Raw genomic sequence first — 18253 nt, 5'->3', positions numbered from 1 at the left:
GGGCATGAATGAAAAATGAATCAGCAAAAGCCTTCATTTACGCAACAAGACCTATTACTCACCCATAGTCGAATTATTTACGGTAATCCGGTAGAAACTTGCAGGCCATATCCCTGCCATTATACGAGTGAAACTTTATATTTTAATAATATATGAATTATAACAACGCTGACTCTATTTGAAAAGTGATTTTTGATAAAAACCGAACTTTCAATTAAAAAAATAAATCATCATTCGTATAATTAGAAAATTACGAAATCACGAAGCCTAAATAACATGGAATTTTTCCTATCAAGAAAAACAGCATCCCGTCTTCATATTCCATTTACTAGCATTACACTCATGCACTTTTGTGGTGACCCATAAAAAAGGAAGAAGGCCTTGACATTTAATCCAAGTCCTTCTTCCATTGATTCATTTGATTTTATAAACTTCTTTATATTTTTTTTCAAGATACTGTATTAAATGCTGAACATTCAAGCCTTCCCCTGTCGTTTCTTTCAAAATCTCAAGAGGCTTTTTTGTTTTTCCGTATTTATGTATCTTTTCATTAAGCCATTTCCTGATTGGAGCAATATCACCCGCTTCCAACAGTCCATCAAAATCAGGCAAATCTTTAAGCATCGATTGCTTGATTTGGGCTGCATACATATAACCCAATGCATAAGAGGGGAAATAACCAAAGCTGCCATCTGCCCAGTGTACATCTTGCAACACGCCCATGGCATCATTTTCAGGCACAATTCCCAAATAATCCTTGTATTTTTCATTCCAGACTTCCGGTAAATCCTTCACTTCAAGTTCTCCATTAAAGAGAGCCTTTTCCAGTTCATACCGAATCATAATATGTAGAGGATACGTCAGTTCATCTGCTTCAACTCGGATGAACGATGGTTTTGATTCGTTAATGCCCCGGTAAAATTCATCCAGCGTCACATCATTGAATTGTTCGGGAGCATACTCTTTTAATAAGGAGAATTTATTTTTCCAGAAGCTATGGTTCCGTCCTATGAAGTTTTCGAAAAACAAAGATTGGGATTCATGGATCCCCATTGATGTCCCGCTATCGAGAAGCGTTCCGGTTAACTCTTCGGCAATATTCTGCTCATAAATGGCATGTCCACACTCATGAATGGTACCAAAGATTGCCCCCCTAAAATCATTTTCATCGTATCGGGTCGTCACCCGGACATCGCCCCTATTTATTCCAGTCGCGAAAGGGTGAACGGTTTCATCCAGCCTGCCAGCCTGGAAATCGTATCCTAGCTGTTTTAAAACTTCCAAGTTGAGTTGATGCTGTTTTTCTTTTGGAAATTCTTTATAAAGGAACGCTGTTTCAGGTCTATGTTCGCTTTCAGCAATCTGTTTTACCAAAGGAACGATCCTCGAACGAAGCTCACTGAATACGCTGTCAAGTATATCTACAGTCATGCCTGGTTCATACATATCTAAAAGGGTATTATATTTCATCCCTTCATATCCCCAGTACTCTACGAACCTACGGGTATAAGCTACAATTTGCTCCAGATAAGGTTGAAATAAAGAAAAATCCGCTTTTTCCCTTGCCTCTTCCCATGCACTTTCAGAACGCGATTGTAAAATGACGAATTCCTTATATTCGTTTGCAGGAATTTTCTTATTCCTTTCAAACTCTTTTTTACACTCTTGTACCATTTTATTCGTCGTTTCACTAAGAGTGGCTTTCTCCATCGAAAGTTCTGAAATGAAGGATTCCATTTCTTTACTTGTGCTCATATTAAACACCTCGGAGGAAAGCACGCCGATAACTTCGGAACGCTGCTCAACTCCCTTTTTCGGTGAACCTGTACGCAAATCCCAAAAAATTAACTCGAGAGCTTCATTATAGGCCGAGATTTTCTTTACATATTCTTTAAAATCTTTTTCTATCAGATCGATACCCTTTTTTTTCATATTCACTGCTCCTTCCAACTAGACTTTACCATATTATACAAAAATCTTTCATATCAGAACCACTCCGATTAATAAATTAAAATAAAATAAGAGCCAAGTGGCATGAAGTGAACCCAAAAAGTTAGACACTTTATTTACTTAGGCAGCCTTGAGGGCATGAACCCGGTAATCTACCGGGCTCATGCCTTTTAATTTCACCTTGATTCTTTGATGATTGTAGTAATGGATATATTCTTCTAGTTCTTGTTTGAAATGCTCCATGCTTTCAAATTCTTGAAGATAGAGTAATTCGGATTTTAATAAGCCAAAGAAGTTTTCAATGACCGCATTATCGAGACAATTTCCTTTGCGGGACATGCTTTGTGTAATGTTATGTTTTTTCAAATCATGCGAGTATTGTTTCATCTGATAATGCCAGCCCTGATCTGAATGGAGAATGGGTGAATCTTTCGATTCCAAGCGATCAAAGGCTTTATCCAGCATTTTGGAAACGAGCGGATAAACAGGACGAGATTCGATATTATGGGCGATGATTTCTCCATTAAACAGGTCTAGAATGGCCGATAAGTATAGTTTCTCCCCAGCTAGATGGAATTCTGTGACGTCTGTCACCCATTTTTCATTGGACTTTGCCGCCTTGAAATCACGTGCTAGAATGTTGGGCGCAATCTTGCCGATGTTCCCTTTGTACGAACGGTATTTCTTCATGCGAACTAATGACTTCAATCCTAGTTCATTCATCAATCGGAGAACTGTTTTATGATTGATGCGAGCACCTCGGTTACGTAATTCTAGGGTGATACGCCGATACCCATAACGCCCTTTATGCGTATGGAATATCTCTTTGATAAGGGATTTAATTTCTGTGTATTTATCCTCACGCCCGAAGGCGTTTACCCAATAATAGTACGTACTCCGTGCCATTTTAGAAATGGATAGAAGCAGATTTAAATCAAATTGTTTCCTTAGTTCATGGACTACTTTCGCTTTTTCTTTCTTTGTAAGGCTTCCTTTTCTTGAACTAAGGCATTCAACTTTTTTAGATAGGCATTCTCTGCACGTAAGTATTCTAATTCGGCAAGAAGTGCTTCTTGAGAGCCATTAGCTGGCGATTTTTTCTTAGTTTCTTTTTTCATGGATAGACGCCCCTTTTTCTTTGGTTTAAGGGCGTCTATACCTCCTTCCTGAAACTGATTTGCCCAATTCAAAAGTGTAGAATCGGAAGGAAGGTTATAGTGTACAGCGGTCTCGTTGATCGATGCCCCATATTCGTTCATATTTTTAAGTACTTCTAGTTTAAAGGGCAAAGTGTAATTTGTATAGGATGAAACAAGTCCCTCCATCCCATGTTTTAGATAGCGAGCGACCCATCTTTTCAGAGGGGATAAACCTACATTTCTTTCTTGAGCAATGGATTTATAGGATTTTTTCCCTTCTAAGTACTCTAAAACTGCATTTGATTTTTCGTCTATCGTATATTTAGTCAAAAAAACTGCACCTCCAATTGTTAGATGTTGTCTAACAATTGGGGTGCAGTTCAGGCACCTTGGCTCTTATTTTGGATTGGATTGACTTAAAGCGTTACAGGAAGAATGGATACAATCTTCTCTTTCACCTGTTCCGAAAGATCCTTTTCAATCAAGATCTGGACTGTTCCCGAATCGTTGCTCGTCCTGATCAAACGCCCAATTCCCTGGCGCAATCGAAGGAGCATGTATGGAAGATCCACTTCTTCGAATGCATCGGTAACCGAGTTGCGTTTGGCCTCGAAAACTGGATCGCGTGGCGGGAATGGAAGGGAGTGTATCACTACATTTTGTAATGAAGGCCCTGGAACATCAAGCCCTTCCCATAAATGATAGGAGAAAAGGACAGATTGCTCATCCTCTTGGAACTTCTTAACAAGCTCGCTGATTTCGGCTTCCCCTTCAAAATAAAATGGATAAGAGGATATTGGACAGTTTTCCTTAAACCAATGCAATTCTTCTTTTGATTGGAATAATACTAGTGTTCGACCTTCATTTTCCTCAATTGTCTTCATTGTATATTGAAGTTTTGCCAATTGGTCTCCATTTTCGAATACCGGCATGTTCATTTTCATGACTTCATCGTAATCAAATGGTGATTCAACGGAGAAGCTGTCATACTTTTCAATCCCTAAACTATCTGCAATATATTGAAAGGATTTATTATCCGCTAATGTTGCCGATGAAAAAATGTAAGGGATTTTTTTGGAGAATACCTGTTCAGACAAAATATCCTGTACAAGCCTTGGCATGATGACCAATGTTTTGGTCATTTCATTTTCTTCAAACCAGGAAATGGCCTGTTCATCCTTCACAAATAGAGAAAGGGAGTATCCCAGCTGCTCCAAATATTCTTCCGTCACTTTTAAATCATAATCATTAATCGTGTACATTTCTGCTTCAAAAACAAGGTTTTCCTCTAACTCTTCAACCTTTTTGTGAAGCTTTTGGGCAAAGTTTGTTATTTCTTTAGACATCGGGATCTCATAACGATTAGATCCGCTGACATGTATCGCTTTTTCATCCAATAAATCAAAAAATTCTTCATTGATATCAATCAAGTCCTCAATGATGTATAAGGTTTCTTCACGAACCTGATTGGCTGTAAGCAATTCTAAAACCGAAGCAAGGGTTTGTTCCCCAACTTTATAAGTTAAAGCCTTTTGAGCAGCAAATTCCAAAAGATGACCTTCATCAAAGACAACGCAGCTATGATCAGGCAGCAATGGTAACTGTCCTTCACGCTTACGTTTTTCCTTAGTCCATACATGCTCCATGAAGAAGTCATGTGAACAAATGATCAAATCACTTGATTTTCGGTAGTGGTCCCGTGATAGGGTTTGCCCACAACGATGGCGTTTATCACAAGTAAAACAGTTTTGAAGCTGATCCCAGCCAACCTTAGACCAGTCTTCATCATTTAAATATGGATACTGTTTACGGTCCCCGTATGCTGTATAGGCGTTCATGGATGAGTTATCATGGACAAACTTGGGAAGTTCATCATAGAGCTGATCTATTCCCTCTGAATCTTCATGATTCACTGCGTAATCCAATTTCTTAAGACATACATATTGATCGTGATATTTGGCAAGCCGAACATCCACTTCAATACCTAAAGCATTCTTGATTTTTTGGATGTCGCCTTCCTCTTTGACAAGCTGTTCAATCAACGTTTCATCTGCACAAGAAATAATTGCCGGTTTATTCGTATATCTCGCATAACAAATCGCATATAGTAAATAGACCAATGTCTTACCGGTCCCTACGCCTGCTTCAGCAAAACTTACATTCTTTTCTTTAAAGGCTTTTTCTAACTGAAAAGCCATGAAGATTTGTTCGTCACGCAGCTCAAATCCTTTTTCGGGAAGAATATCGTAAAAAACATCACCGATCCATTCTGAAAGCTTATCGTAAAAAGAATCTTCCTTTGTTACCGAAAAAGGCAGTGTTTTAAGCATCATGGTCTCCCCTTTTATCTATCATCAGTATATAGAATCCGAATCATTATAATCTTAAGCAAAAGTATATTATCCTTTATTTCACATTAATAGTCAAGATAATTACCAACTATCAGAAATGAAACGTATTATGTATGTTTTTCTATGTATGCTGCTGGTTGCCCGATTCGTAAAATAAAAGACAGGCCCCAAAAGAGAGCCTGTCTGTAAATAATATAGGGTTGAATTAAGCTTTGTTTACGTTTGATGCTTGTGGTCCACGTTGACCTTGTTCTACATCAAATGTAACGTCTTGGCCTTCTTCAAGTGTTTTGAAACCTTCGCCTTGGATAGCTGAGAAATGTACGAATACATCGTCTCCACCTTCACGTTCGATGAATCCAAAACCTTTTTCTGCGTTAAACCATTTTACTTTACCTTGTTCCATTTTTGTTGCCTCCTAGTGTGTTCTCCACACATTATATTACTATTCTTGCTCATTGAATATTAAGGTATTCCTTAAATCTGAACAAAAATAATTCATTATTAGAATAACAGAAAAGGAAATGATAAGCAAGACTGGAACCTATTATGAATAAATCGTCCTGACTATCAAAATCCTCCATTATATTCTACCTACTCATTCACCTTGAGGCTGCCTTGGCGGCCTTTTCCCCCAATATTGATAAAGGTCAGCACGGATGAAACCATTGAACAATTTCCTTTTTTTCGTTGCAGGCTTACCGTAATGCTGTTCGAAGTCAGGATTGGAGGTAATCATGTATACTGACCATGTATCAAGCTTCTTGAAGGCTTGGCCCATTTCTCTATACATCTGCTCAACCGCTTTTTTCTCACCAAGACGTTCTCCATAAGGCGGGTTTCCGACAATGACACCATACTCTTTCCTGGTCGAGATATCCCTCACTTGCATTTGTTTGAATTCAATCAGATCACCAAGACCGGCTTCAAAACTATTCGCTTTAGCTATATCGACCATTCGATGGTCAATATCACAACCGGATATGTCCAAGTACTGATCATAATCGGCTAAATCTTCTGCCTCAATCCGTGCTTCATCCCAAACCTTGCTGTCCATCCATGACCAGGTTTCAGAAACGAATTCCCTGTTAAACCCAGGTGCTATGTTCTGCCCAATTAAGGCCGCCTCGATGGGAATCGTTCCAGATCCACAAAATGGATCTATGAAAGGTTTATCCGGTTTCCAATTGGTCAGCATGATTAACGCAGCCGCCAATGTTTCTTTAAGGGGTGCCTCACCCTGCCCTGTCCGATATCCCCGTTTATGCAAACCCGCGCCTGAAGTGTCCAAGGTAAGTGTCACTACATCTTTTAAAATAGACACTTCAATTTTAAACAAAGGGCCAGTCTCTGCAAACCAAGATACTTGCTTATATTTGCTTTTCAATCTATCAACAATCGCCTTTTTGACAATAGCCTGACAATCAGGGACACTGTAAAGCTTTGACTTAACTGATTTTCCACTCACGGGGAACTCGACATCGGCTGATAAGTAATCTTCCCAATTCAATGCCTTTGTTTTTTCAAACAACTCATCAAATGAATATGCTTTAAATTCTGCTACTTTAATTTTCACCCTATCGGCACTGCGCAGCCATAAATTAGAGCGGGCAATGGCGGTTTGATCCCCTTTATACGTGATTTTACCATTTTCGACTTGACAATCGTAACCAAGATCCCGAACCTCCTTGGCAACAATTGATTCCAATCCCATTGCTGATGTTGCGATAATATCGAATTGTTTCATTAATCCTGCACCTTCTTTCCATTAATCCAAATCAATGGCACCTTTCCCGAATTTCTTCATTTATATATTTAAGAATCAGGCATTGATTTTTTACATGTAAACCTTATTTAAAAGGTCCACCGCCTTTTTATATTTTTGTTAGAATTCTTGATTGTTTGCCTATCTTATATAACGATCATGTAGCGAGAACATTTATTAATTACCGTGAATAAAGCTTTACTCCATTATCCATGTACCTTCAGATACACACTGTAATTATATGAAATGATCCAAACCAATTATGTATGCTTCCCATCCATTATCCTGAAATTTGAAGTTCTGTCTTGATACCTTCATTTTAGGGCTTAAAGAAGAGTTAAGGAACCTGTATGAATAGGATACCCAGAATCAAGGAAATGCTTAACATTCCAACATTATTTTTAAAAAAGCTACCGACAGACTTCATTTAAGCCATTTTCTTTCCGCCTGACACTCTTAGTATGGAATGAAAAACTTGCCAAGTTCTAAGTTTAACACAGCGGTGTTTCAGAAAACGAAAAATAAATGGAAATGCCCAATCTTTTTTAATCGGGCAATCTCCATAAACAAAAACTCCCCTTTTAAAAGGAGAGTTGTGCTTTTGGTGTTATATGATAACGTTCTGTAAGCCATGTTTTGTTCCTCAGTACTGCAAGCGACTCGCGTCTCGTACTTCGGCGGTAATCATCTATCTACAGAAGCATGTGCTTCTGTCCTTCTCCTCGTTCAATTCCAAGGAAGAAAGCGCCCCTACCATTAATTTGGGTTTCTCGCTCGTGGGGTTTACCTCGTTCCACCCTTTACATTTCTGTAAAGGCTCCGTCACTGTGGCACTTTTATAGGTATTCATGCCATATCCAAAAGGACTTAGGCATTTTCCCAGCCGTCAGCAATCCAAGATTGCTGCCCAAGCTTATTTTTTCGCCAGGCACGAACACTACGGACATCGCAGTCCGTGCGAGCATGGACTTTCCTCTACTGCATAAATGCAGCAGCAATTACCCAAACGTTAACATAACATTATTGATTATACCCCATTATTCTTGAAAACACAATACCAAAATCATTTTCACTTTTACAAAGCAAAATCTCAGTCAAAAAGCTTGTTTCCAAAAACGTGCTTTTCCAAGTTGGATAACCGTTTAAGGATGTCAAAGTTAGTGGTTCCCGGAGTGGCACTTGGAGCAGGTTGATTAGGACGTTTTGTACTCTCTTCGGCATGTTTTTTCAATTTAAGATTTTCTTGTTTAAGATCTTCAATTTCCTGATGGAACACTTCATAATCTTTAATGATCAGATCCAGGAATTGATCCACATCTTCAGGTTTATAACCGCGCATGGCTGTTTTAAAATCTTTTTCAAGAATATCCTTAGCCGTTAATTTTATCTTATCGGATAGCATAAGACTTCACCTCAATACTTTCGCCAATACAATCGACTTTTTATTATTTTTTCAAATCTGCTTGGGTTTGTCAACGAAACACCTTTTTAGTATGCTTACTGTTTCAGTGAACGATATGTATTCACATTAAATCTGTATCTAAATTTCATCATAATATGATTATGCTTTAGAAACAACTTTTAATCCATAATTATTTTCACTCCATCATTCTTCGGACCAGCTGGCTTCTTCCGCAGCCAGTTGCAGATCATCAAAGTTTATCTGAAAGATGGGGTATGCCTGTGTTTCCGCTTTTTTCATCGCCTCGAAATAAGGATATCGGGCTGATCCCTCTTTTTCGGCTTCGAAAATGATGAGCATGGCATCGCTTTTATGGACCATATACCTATTTTTGATTTTCAGCTGTTGTGGACTTTCATATGGTTTGTTGAAAATGGACTCAACAAAATCGGCACGGGCCAATATGGATCGGTAATAGTCTTGATTCATCTCGTTCCACGACTCTTCCTGTTTCAGGAAAGGAGTAAGCACCCCTAATTTAAGCTGATGATATTCTTCCTTTAATTCGAACACCACTTCTGCACCCCATAGTTCCGTACCCAACTGACCTGAGATGATCACCCATTCCAGCCCATCTTCCGCCAATGGAAGGAGACGTTGCTTCATCGCTTTCTTTATATATTTTACGGCTTCATGGTCATTTTTGAATATCCCGAATTCAAAAGCCTTATAGCCCGTCATATACAAAACCTTCATTGCTTGGCTAATCTCCTTTTAACATGATTATGTAAGAAAACAAGGGCTTAATAAGCCCTTATTCTTTAATATCCGAAATGTCTAGGCGGACAGCCTGGGTTATGCGGCGGCCTTCCACAAATCAAGTGTTGATTATAGCACTCGTTCACCACGGATTGAGTATGCGGGAAATAGTGCTTATACGTGTTCACATGTTTATTGACATTTGTTGTATGTGATGGATGAACGACAGGAATCACTGTGTTCGATACATTCGTATTGACAAATTGCTGTGTTGGAGAGACTTGCGCTGGGGCAACTTGAGATGGAGAAGTTTGTGTTGGACCATATTGCGCCGGAGACACAGCCGATGGACTATAGGCTCCCATTACGTTAGAGTTTTTACCGGTTGACGCTCCCATTACGTTGTTGGGTTGTTTACCGGTTGATGCGCCCATTACTCCAGGTGCGTTCCCGTATGCTCCCATTACATTGTTGGATGCTCCCATTACATTGCTGGATGCACCCATTACATGGGGTTTATTTCCTCCACAATTACGAAAATACATTTATAATTCGTCCCCTTTCATCATGATAAGTTTAGTCTTACCATTACAGACTATGAAAAAAAGGGGATACGTGTACTGATGAATTGACCTATTTATACAGAATAAGTATAAAACGATGTATAGCAGCTGTCGATAAGTACACTATTATATTAATGCTATCCCTTCAAATGCACTGAGGGTAATTTTCTACAAAAAGGAATAGAGACTCTCTTTTAATGAAGTAAATAAAACAATCGTTAAACAAAGGACAACAAAAAATAGAAATAAAGTCGTTTTATACATTTCTTCGCTCCGCTTTCACCTTGAATTTATGATGTAAAGGAATGAAATGAACGCTTCGGAATTTCACCCTCAACTCTTTCCATTTTACACATAATAGTTGAAGGCTACAATAATTGTATACATATTTTTTATTTTCTGCCTTTAGCACTATAAGACCATTTTGATTCCCATATTTTATACAGAAATACCCTTAGATTGCTCTTTCTTTTCGAGCCGATGGATCCTCTTTTCCAATTCCAACTGTTTTTTCCCCGGAGTGATCCCTTCCCTCACCATCTCTTGATGTGCGATTATTGAACATTTTAGAGCAAGACCTACGTCCTTAAATTGATGTTCATATAATTTTGCACATTCAATCTGTGCCTGTATCCTAATTTGCACATTCCCTTTTAAGGCGACTTCCTTCCAAATTCCCAACGCTTCATTGAATTGTTTTTGCTTCTTTTTCTGGAAGGCTAAGGCATGGCCAGCTATTATCCGATCTTCCTCATTCCCCGCTTCCACTATTTTTTGATAGGTCTCAACTGACTCTTCTTTTTTTCCCAAATAAGCGAGCCATCGAGCAATTTCCATGGACTCTTCCGTATATCCATCTATTTGGAGGATTTTTCGGGACAAATGAATATACAATGTGATCAATGACAAGATATCCAATTCATTATGCTTCATGATCCCAAACAGAATTTCCGGATTCTTCCTCTCAACAAAATCAAAATAAATCATCGGCGCCAAATATCCTGGAATATCATCTTTCCTATGTACACCTAGAATATCTGTTTCGACTGCTGATAATTTCACTCGTTCCAATTTGTTTCTCCAAAGGCGTCTTGAAGCATGATATAAATCGAAATGTCCGAATTCCGGCAGTTTTGGTACATGTTCTTTTATCAAGGTATGTCTGGTTTTTAGCTGGGGCCAATCAAAGGATTTACCATTATATGTGACAAGCGTTTCGTAATTGATGTTTTCCAGAAAGCTTTGATAAAGCGGGATTTCACTTCCGGGCTGCGGAAGGATATGTTGCTTCACGACTACTTCTTCTCCTTCTAAATAAGCATAGCCAAGTAAAAAAATGGTATTGCCGGCTCCGCCTCCAAGCCCTGTCGTTTCGGTATCGAAGAAAAACAGATCTTCACTTTTAACGCCCTTAGCGGATAATGGATGCTCCAATGAAGTTTGATTCCACGCTTTTAGGACCTTTTTCAGCTCGGAAAATGCATATAACCCGTGTTTGTGATTTATAGGGTAGCGGACTTCCCTAATGAAACAATAGTCACCATCGAAATGGAAGGAAACGGTATCGTTCTCCAGCCACTTTTCAATGTAAGGGATTTGTTCATTCACTGTCTGGTCATTTTCATCTATAGGAGAAGGATTTTTCCCTAGGTTCATATGCGTTTTCATACGGTTCAATTTATTTTTTAAAGACATTAAATTACACCTCTTTTCTATTATCACTGCAATCTATTAATGTTTTTGCTTACAGAATTGACCCAATAATTGTTTGGCATCACTCTTGGCTGTTTTCGTTGCGGATTCCGTCCCGATACAGGAAGGACAGCCGTTTTCACACGTGCAATTTTCGATCATTGATATTGTTTCCTGCAGAATGACTTCAGAGTTTTCATATACTTTATCACTTAACCCTATGCCTCCTGGATAACTATCATAGATAAAAATGGTCGGTTTTTCATTATGCGCTGCTTTAACCTGCGGATAAACATGAATATCATGCGGATCGCACATAACATATAGCGGGATCATGTAATTAAGAGCATGGGAGGCACCTATCATTCCTTGTTCTATTCGATTTTCGTCCCACTTAAATATATCGGAATCCATGGAAAGCATGGCCGAACTCGTGTGCAGTTCCATCTCCGGGAGACTTATTGGTCCTGAACCAATATTTTCATGAGTTTCGAATTTGATTTTTTTGAAGATCGTAGGCATCGCCCGGATTGCGACATCACCAAAAGCAGCTGCTGTGGAAGCGAAAGTTCGCTGTTTATCGACTTCCAATACAGACAATTGAACAGCAAGGTTAGCATCCGTATAATAGTCTACATTGACTTCACGTACATAAGCTTTCTTTTCATCCCAATCAAGTTCTTCCACCTGAAATTGTATTCCCTGGTGCAAATAAATGGCTTCATCGTGGAGAAGGGTCATTGCACTGAACGTATCCATTTCCCCTATGACCCGATTAACCGGTGCATTCGTTTGGTCGATGATCACGACATTTTCCTGTGCCGCTGAACGCAGGCTGATATTGCTTGCGGGAAAAGCATCATTCATCCAATGCCATTTGTCCCCATTCAGGTGTAAGACCCTTTCTTCCGTAAGGAATTCAAGAACGTCCATAATCTCTGTTTTCCCAAAGGTATCGCCTTTTTTAAATGGCAGCTCATATGCTGCACATTTTACATGATCAACCAAGATCAAAAGATTATCCGGATTGATTCTTGCAGTTTCTGGATTTCTGGTAAAGAAATAATCGGGATGCTGTACGATATATTGATCAAGGGCACTAGAACTGCCGACCATGATGATCAATGCTTCACCATGCCTTCTTCCTGCTCGTCCCGCCTGTTGCCAGGCACTCGATATGGATCCAGGGTAACCAGTCATTATGCAAACCTGAAGCTGGCCGATATCGACACCCAACTCAAGTGCATTTGTGGAAACCACTCCATAAATGGAACCATCCCTGAGGCCTTGTTCAATTTCTCTACGCTGTGTTGGCAGATATCCACCGCGATAGCCTCTGATCGATTTTGGCCCCAATTGCTTTGACACAAGTTCCTGTAAATATGTCAATAGAATTTCCACACGAACCCTGCTTCGCGCAAAAACGATGGTTTGAATTTTATTTTTCAAAAATTCATTTGCCAGCTTCCTGACTTCCAAAACCGCACTCCTTCGTATGTTCAGCGGTTTATTGACTATTGGAGGATTGTAAAACACAAAATGCTTTTTCCCACTTGGGGCTCCGTTATTATCGATAAGGACCATTTGTTTTTCCGTAAGCTCTTCTGCCAACTCTTTTGGGTTATTGATCGTAGCGGAAGTACATATGAATACAGGGTCGCTTCCATAAAACTTGCATATCCTTTTTAACCTTCTTATGACGTTGGCTGTATGACTTCCGAAAACGCCGCGGTAAATATGAAGTTCATCGATGACCACATACTTCAAGTTTTCAAACAAAGAGACCCATTTCGTATGATGGGGCAGGATTCCTGAATGGAGCATATCAGGATTGGTGATCACGATATGCCCGGCTTGGCGGATTTTTTGCCTGATATTTGAAGGTGTGTCCCCGTCGTATGTATAACTATTTATCTCAGCATCCATTTCATGAATCATTTCATTCAATTCGCTTTTTTGATCATAACTCAGCGCTTTTGTCGGAAAAATATAAAGCGCCCTTGTTTTTTCATCTTCCAGTATTTTTTGAAGTACCGGCAAATTATAGCATAATGTTTTACCAGAAGCTGTTGGTGTGACCGCTACAAGGCTATTGCCACTGACAGCAGTATCAAATGCAGTTGCCTGATGGATATACAACCCATTTATCCCCCGTATTTCAAGAGCATGCTTGATCTTATCATTCATTGCATTTGGAAAAGGAACATGTTTTGCCTCTTTCGCTTCAATTACTTGCCAATGTACTATATTATCTTTAAAATCTTCATTTGTTTTTAAATCCTTGATAACTTCTTGTAAATTTTTTCGCAGTTTCATAATAGCCACCTCATACTCCTATTCTACCGAATGAACGTTCTATGCAAAAGGGAAACTATTTCCTATTCAAAAAAAAAAGCTGGCAACGTCAACATCTCGTTTCCAGCTGGGTCTTTTATCATTTAATTCTTCTCGACAAAACGAATGATTTCTTGGATTAGTCTGCTTGGAGCTTCCAACATTCCCATATGGCCGCTCCCCTCAAGTATAACTTCATTGATATGGCTTCCTTTTACAGAAAAGGTTTTTTCAACGGGAATCACCTTATCCTGTTCTCCTGCAACCAATAGGACAGGCAACTTCGTATCTTTGAGTACATGATTTCTGTCTATTCTGTTCCTCATGGCATGTAAAGACCCTATCGCACCAATTACACTTGTTTTATATCCGATTTCCTTTGTATGGTCAATATTGGGATCATCGGAATTAGCGAAAAGCTTTGGAATAAGTCCGTCAATGAAGGCAGGGATTCCCTCACTTTCGATTTTCTCGACAGATTTTAAGCGCCCCGCCTTTCCAGTCTCATCGTCCGGGAAAGCGGTAGAATGTACCAATGAAAAACCAGACAATTTCCCAGGAAACCTTTCTGCGAATGCCAAGGTGATATATCCCCCAAGCGAATGACCAAACATATATACCCGTCCGATTTCCAGTTCTTCCAAAAATGACGCAATATCAGCAGCCATATCTTCAATCGAGAATGATCCCCCTATTTCCTCACTTGCACCATGCCCCCGTAAATCAACGGCAATAACCCGGTATTCATCCTTTAATTCAGCAATGATATCACTCCAATATTCATGGCTTCCGCAAAATCCATGGATAAACAACAATGTTTCATTTCCTTTTCCTTTCCCGGTATCTATGTAGGAAAGCTTGCTATTATCTGTCATATTAATCCCTCATTTCCTTTACTAATGATTCAGTAACGTTATTCCCTATAGACATGTATCTGAAACCCAACAGTGCATTCACATTTCTTCATTCCTCACATAGCCTATAGGCAAAGGAATTTTTTAGAAAGGAGTACCGTGATGACCTCTTCTGAAAAAAATAATAATCGGAATCGAATAGAACCCTTTACCCATTTCATTAACAAAATGGATCGGCTGTTTTCCGAAAGGCCCCCTAAAGGCATGCTGCAATCTCTTGACGATTTTTTCGGTTCGGCGAAAGAACGCAGCTTTCCGGTTGATGTTCACGAAACGCATTCAGAATATACCCTTACCGCCACGTTGCCGGGAATTGCTCGCAGCCAAATATCAATTGATGTACTGGACCATGCCGTAACCATATCTGCAAAGAATGTAGATAGAAAGCATAAAAATCAAGGATTGTTCCAAAAGGAAGTTTCAGCAGGTACTTTTTCAAGAACCATTTCCTTTCCAAAACCGATTGATGAAGCAAAAGTGACCGCTCGACATCGCGATGGCATCCTCACGCTTAACCTACCCAAAATCAGAGGGAATCGGGTTGAAATCCATTAGGCATGAATAAAAGCAGACTTAAAAAAGTGGCTGGTCACTTGTAAGTCTGCTTTTCCTTTATTCACCATCTAAGCTTTTAAGAAGCCCCCTACTCCTTTTACCATTGAAGATACTTGAGAAACGGTATTCATCATTTGTCCAGCTGTATTCATCATCTTCGTTATATCCATGGAGCCATCTTGTGTTTTGAATTGATTCATGACCGATTTGAAGCCCGATGGCTGGGGTTTTTGCATGAATTGCTGCTTAGGATATGGATTATGTGCCTGCTGCTGACTTTGCGGAGGTCTTTTAGCTGGCTGTAACGGATTCGCGAACGGACTAAAAGCTTGCGGCTGCTGATTGGACTGGATTGGGTGCATTTGTGCCATTGGGTGCATTTGTGCCATTGGCTGCATTACACTGCTGCCCGGATAAGCTCCTACATGCATCGCCTGCTGCTGGACTGGTTGGAATGGGTGATAGGCCGCCTGCTGATAATGATCATGATATGGCGTCATATAGCCCCCGGTATCCTGGAGATGATATGGATACATAAATGGTTGTTCAAGATTTTGGTTATTGGGCGGAGGATACGGCATTGGCTGTTGGTATCCTCCCCAATTTTCCGGCATTGATTGAGGAAACTGTCCTTGATTTGGGGAGATTTGGTTATAACCGGATCTCATCATGTCAATGAGCCCTCCTCTTTTTTCATTACATGGTTCTGATAATATATGAAAAAAGAGGTAATAAGTGTAGGTGTTTTTATGATAAAATCCGATCGATTTCCGTTTTTACATTATTAAGGATGAATTCGACCGATTGGACATGGCTTTTAAATCGCTTATAACTTGTTTTAGGAAAAAATGCCTGAACGGCCACATCAGAAAGGTTATGGGCGGTTTGTTCGATTTGCTCGGGGAAAAGATGCCTAAATTCGGTTTCTTTCATCCACTCCTTCATTCCGTTTTCCCATTCGATACAGACGGTCCTGACCTGGTCTGCAAACGGCTTGACTTCCGAAAAGAAATCCTTTTCCTTTCCTTCCTTGCGTACACCCTCATAGATATAATCCGCTTGGTCCGTATATTTTATTAATTGTTCTGTTAATAGCTGCAGTTTTTCTTTTTGCAAAATATATTCCTCCGCACATTTGTTTCCCTTAGTATAATCCAGTTCTTTATAAAATGATATTCCTCCGGATTATACGTGCAATTCGGTGAAAACCTTGTGTCTTCTTATTATTGTTTTTTCCGGGACAATGGAAAAGGAATGGTTCACACCTTCAGCATTCACCCAATAATCTTCGGCTTTCTCAATGGCTTCCTGGGCTTCATTAACTAATGTATATTGCTCTGCCCATAGTTTGCACCGCACTGTATTTACAGTTTCCCCATATGAAATTTCCAAACGATCCAGGCTGGTACTGATCTCAGCTATCATCCTTAATATCTCTTCTGTTGCGACACTTTTATTGACCATGCTGATCCCTCCCATTCTTTACCTGTACTATTCTTTTTTTTATCTGAAAGCCCTTCATGACTGACAAAACTAGAAGGGAATCGGCAAAGAAAGTGTATTTCACTTAATTTATTATGCCCTTCGACAACAATGGCAGAATGAAGAATGAAGTTTTATACAAGAATACAGACAGGAGGTGATTTTATGCAGTCGAATGAAAGCAGACAGCAAAAAAACGAAAAACGACAAAAGCCGCCCACTGCAAAGGCAGGAACGGGAAACCCGAAACTTAGTGGGGAAAACCGCCCCTCTACGTAAGACATAAATACTGAACGATAAACAGGGAAGGCTTAATCGACGCCTTCCCTGTTTCCTATTATAAAATCCAATTTTTTATTATTGCTGCCGTGTGCAGCTGCTTTTGTTTATGGTCAAACCAATCGGTCAAATGCGGGTCTTCTTCCCATTTGGGTTTAATGAACCATTTTTTTTTAATCCTTTTTTTCACATCCCATTGCTCTGTCTCCCCTACCTGATGATGAATCAATGGATATACTCCCCTCAGCATCGGGGTTTCATGGTACCTTGGTTTTTTTCGATATTGTTCATAATCATATCTGGCACCCGTTGGTTCAGTCCTGCAGGAAAATTCATAAAATAGCGGAAACAACTCTTCGGAAAATAAAAGGCCAGCCAACCTTTTCCCCATTTCAATCCTTTTATCGATATTTCTAAAATGCGAAACGGACGAGCCATACAATTCTCCATGGCAAGTAGGAAATAAAACGGTGCTAAAATGCATCCAGTCCTGCAGGAAAAATAACAGAGAATGAAAAACGAAAGATTGCTTTTTAATAACCGGTTCTTCAATGATATTTTGTTCATTTATGATAAGTGCAGTGACTAATTTTTCTCGATTTCCATGTTTCCAAAAGGAATACCATTCGTTCATCATGAATTTGGTAATAAAAAAATAATGACATAAGTGAAACAAAGGGCGTCCATACTTCGTCGAATAATGATAGAGAAGTAATTGCGGATAAGCATCTTGGAATATTCTCCAGTTGGCTTCCTCATAAGTTAGGAATAAGTGATTCCTGTATTTAAGGCCAAGCAAATGGGAAAACCAAATCCCTTCAAGATCACACATATTCCAGCCTGCATTTCTAGAAACCATCCCAGCTAAAAATGACCATTGGATTTCCGGATGCATTCTGAAAAATTGTTCATATGCCTTTGTTCTTGATATATTATCCCTATTCCCTTTAGCGGTTTGGGCTTTTATGGAATGGAGCAATTGCTTTTCCGTCATTAACATTTGCATCTATGTGTCCAGCCTTTCTATAGCGATGAATTGTGACATATAGTTGTACATAAATCCTATCG

General features: G+C 39.4%; 16 protein-coding genes, 1 other RNA gene and 1 riboswitch. Of the genes, 1 reads left to right on the top strand and 16 read right to left on the bottom strand.

The features are described from left to right. Positions 1-45: 45 nt before the first annotated feature. Positions 46-147: riboswitch (purine riboswitch) on the bottom strand. 267 nt (positions 148-414) lie between these two features. The 12 genes from QFZ73_RS21910 to QFZ73_RS21855 all read right to left on the bottom strand — a co-directional run bounded on the left by QFZ73_RS21910 (position 415) and on the right by QFZ73_RS21855 (position 14830). After that, positions 415-1932 carry a carboxypeptidase M32 gene (locus QFZ73_RS21910; protein WP_307270643.1) on the bottom strand — a complete coding sequence of 506 codons (1518 nt, stop codon included), beginning with the start codon at positions 1930-1932 and terminating at the stop codon, positions 415-417. A 138-nt stretch (positions 1933-2070) separates the two neighbouring features. Continuing rightward, positions 2071-3419, bottom strand: a protein-coding gene (locus tag QFZ73_RS21905) for an IS3 family transposase (RefSeq protein WP_307270638.1) whose coding sequence is annotated in 2 segments (ribosomal slippage) — positions 2071-2975 and positions 2975-3419 — 1350 coding nt in all. Because the reading frame shifts where the segments join, the coding sequence is not laid out codon by codon here. 86 nt (positions 3420-3505) lie between these two features. Then, positions 3506-5422 (bottom strand): ATP-dependent DNA helicase, encoded by a 1917-nt coding sequence (locus tag QFZ73_RS21900; protein ID WP_373458963.1) that lies wholly within the window; start codon positions 5420-5422, stop codon positions 3506-3508. A gap of 223 nt (positions 5423-5645) precedes the next feature. Further along, positions 5646-5846 (bottom strand): cold-shock protein, encoded by a 201-nt coding sequence (locus tag QFZ73_RS21895; RefSeq protein ID WP_034307871.1) that lies wholly within the window; start codon positions 5844-5846, stop codon positions 5646-5648. Between the two features lie 192 nt (positions 5847-6038). Next, a complete protein-coding gene (locus QFZ73_RS21890) occupies positions 6039-7187 on the bottom strand; it encodes a THUMP domain-containing class I SAM-dependent RNA methyltransferase (protein WP_307270631.1) in 1149 nt (382 codons plus the stop codon). A 638-nt stretch (positions 7188-7825) separates the two neighbouring features. Then, positions 7826-8215: RNase P RNA component class B (rnpB, locus tag QFZ73_RS21885), an RNA gene on the bottom strand. Positions 8216-8295: 80 nt separating this feature from the next. Further along, positions 8296-8607: a cell division regulator GpsB gene (gene gpsB / locus QFZ73_RS21880; protein ID WP_057915139.1), complete on the bottom strand. Its 312-nt coding sequence runs from the start codon at positions 8605-8607 to the stop codon at positions 8296-8298. Between the two features lie 204 nt (positions 8608-8811). Further along, complete coding sequence (locus tag QFZ73_RS21875; protein ID WP_251430634.1) at positions 8812-9363, bottom strand: SLOG family protein; 552 nt, start codon at positions 9361-9363, stop codon at positions 8812-8814. A 65-nt stretch (positions 9364-9428) separates the two neighbouring features. Next, complete coding sequence (locus QFZ73_RS21870) at positions 9429-9911, bottom strand: CotD family spore coat protein (protein ID WP_307270610.1); 483 nt, start codon at positions 9909-9911, stop codon at positions 9429-9431. 456 nt (positions 9912-10367) lie between these two features. Beyond that, a complete protein-coding gene (locus tag QFZ73_RS21865) occupies positions 10368-11624 on the bottom strand; it encodes a ribonuclease H-like domain-containing protein (protein ID WP_307270607.1) in 1257 nt (418 codons plus the stop codon). A 36-nt stretch (positions 11625-11660) separates the two neighbouring features. Then, complete coding sequence (locus QFZ73_RS21860) at positions 11661-13937, bottom strand: DEAD/DEAH box helicase (protein ID WP_251430626.1); 2277 nt, start codon at positions 13935-13937, stop codon at positions 11661-11663. Between the two features lie 122 nt (positions 13938-14059). Then, complete coding sequence (locus tag QFZ73_RS21855) at positions 14060-14830, bottom strand: alpha/beta fold hydrolase (protein ID WP_251430623.1); 771 nt, start codon at positions 14828-14830, stop codon at positions 14060-14062. A 141-nt stretch (positions 14831-14971) separates the two neighbouring features. Between QFZ73_RS21855 and QFZ73_RS21850 the strand changes: the two genes are divergently transcribed. Continuing rightward, positions 14972-15424 (top strand): Hsp20/alpha crystallin family protein, encoded by a 453-nt coding sequence (locus QFZ73_RS21850; RefSeq protein WP_251430620.1) that lies wholly within the window; start codon positions 14972-14974, stop codon positions 15422-15424. A 68-nt stretch (positions 15425-15492) separates the two neighbouring features. On the opposite strand, the gene QFZ73_RS21845 is transcribed toward QFZ73_RS21850, so the two are convergent. From QFZ73_RS21845 to QFZ73_RS21830, 4 genes are all read right to left on the bottom strand, one after another. After that, positions 15493-16095, bottom strand: a complete 603-nt coding sequence (locus tag QFZ73_RS21845) for a YppG family protein (RefSeq protein ID WP_307270600.1) — start codon at positions 16093-16095, stop codon at positions 15493-15495. Positions 16096-16171: 76 nt separating this feature from the next. Further along, positions 16172-16540, bottom strand: coding sequence for a YppE family protein (locus tag QFZ73_RS21840; RefSeq protein ID WP_307270597.1), 369 nt, complete (start codon positions 16538-16540; stop codon positions 16172-16174). A gap of 69 nt (positions 16541-16609) precedes the next feature. Next, positions 16610-16888: a hypothetical protein gene (locus QFZ73_RS21835; RefSeq protein WP_251430612.1), complete on the bottom strand. Its 279-nt coding sequence runs from the start codon at positions 16886-16888 to the stop codon at positions 16610-16612. A 355-nt stretch (positions 16889-17243) separates the two neighbouring features. Continuing rightward, on the bottom strand, positions 17244-18191 hold the full coding sequence (locus tag QFZ73_RS21830) for a DUF2515 family protein (protein WP_307270594.1): 948 nt from the start codon (positions 18189-18191) through the stop codon (positions 17244-17246). Between the last annotated feature and the right edge of the window lie 62 nt (positions 18192-18253).

It is taken from the genome of Peribacillus sp. V2I11, assembly GCF_030817135.1.
GTDB lineage: Bacteria > Bacillota > Bacilli > Bacillales > DSM-1321 > Peribacillus > Peribacillus simplex.
Note: the sequence above shows the minus strand (reverse complement) of the source record. Positions and strands in the feature narration are given on the sequence as shown.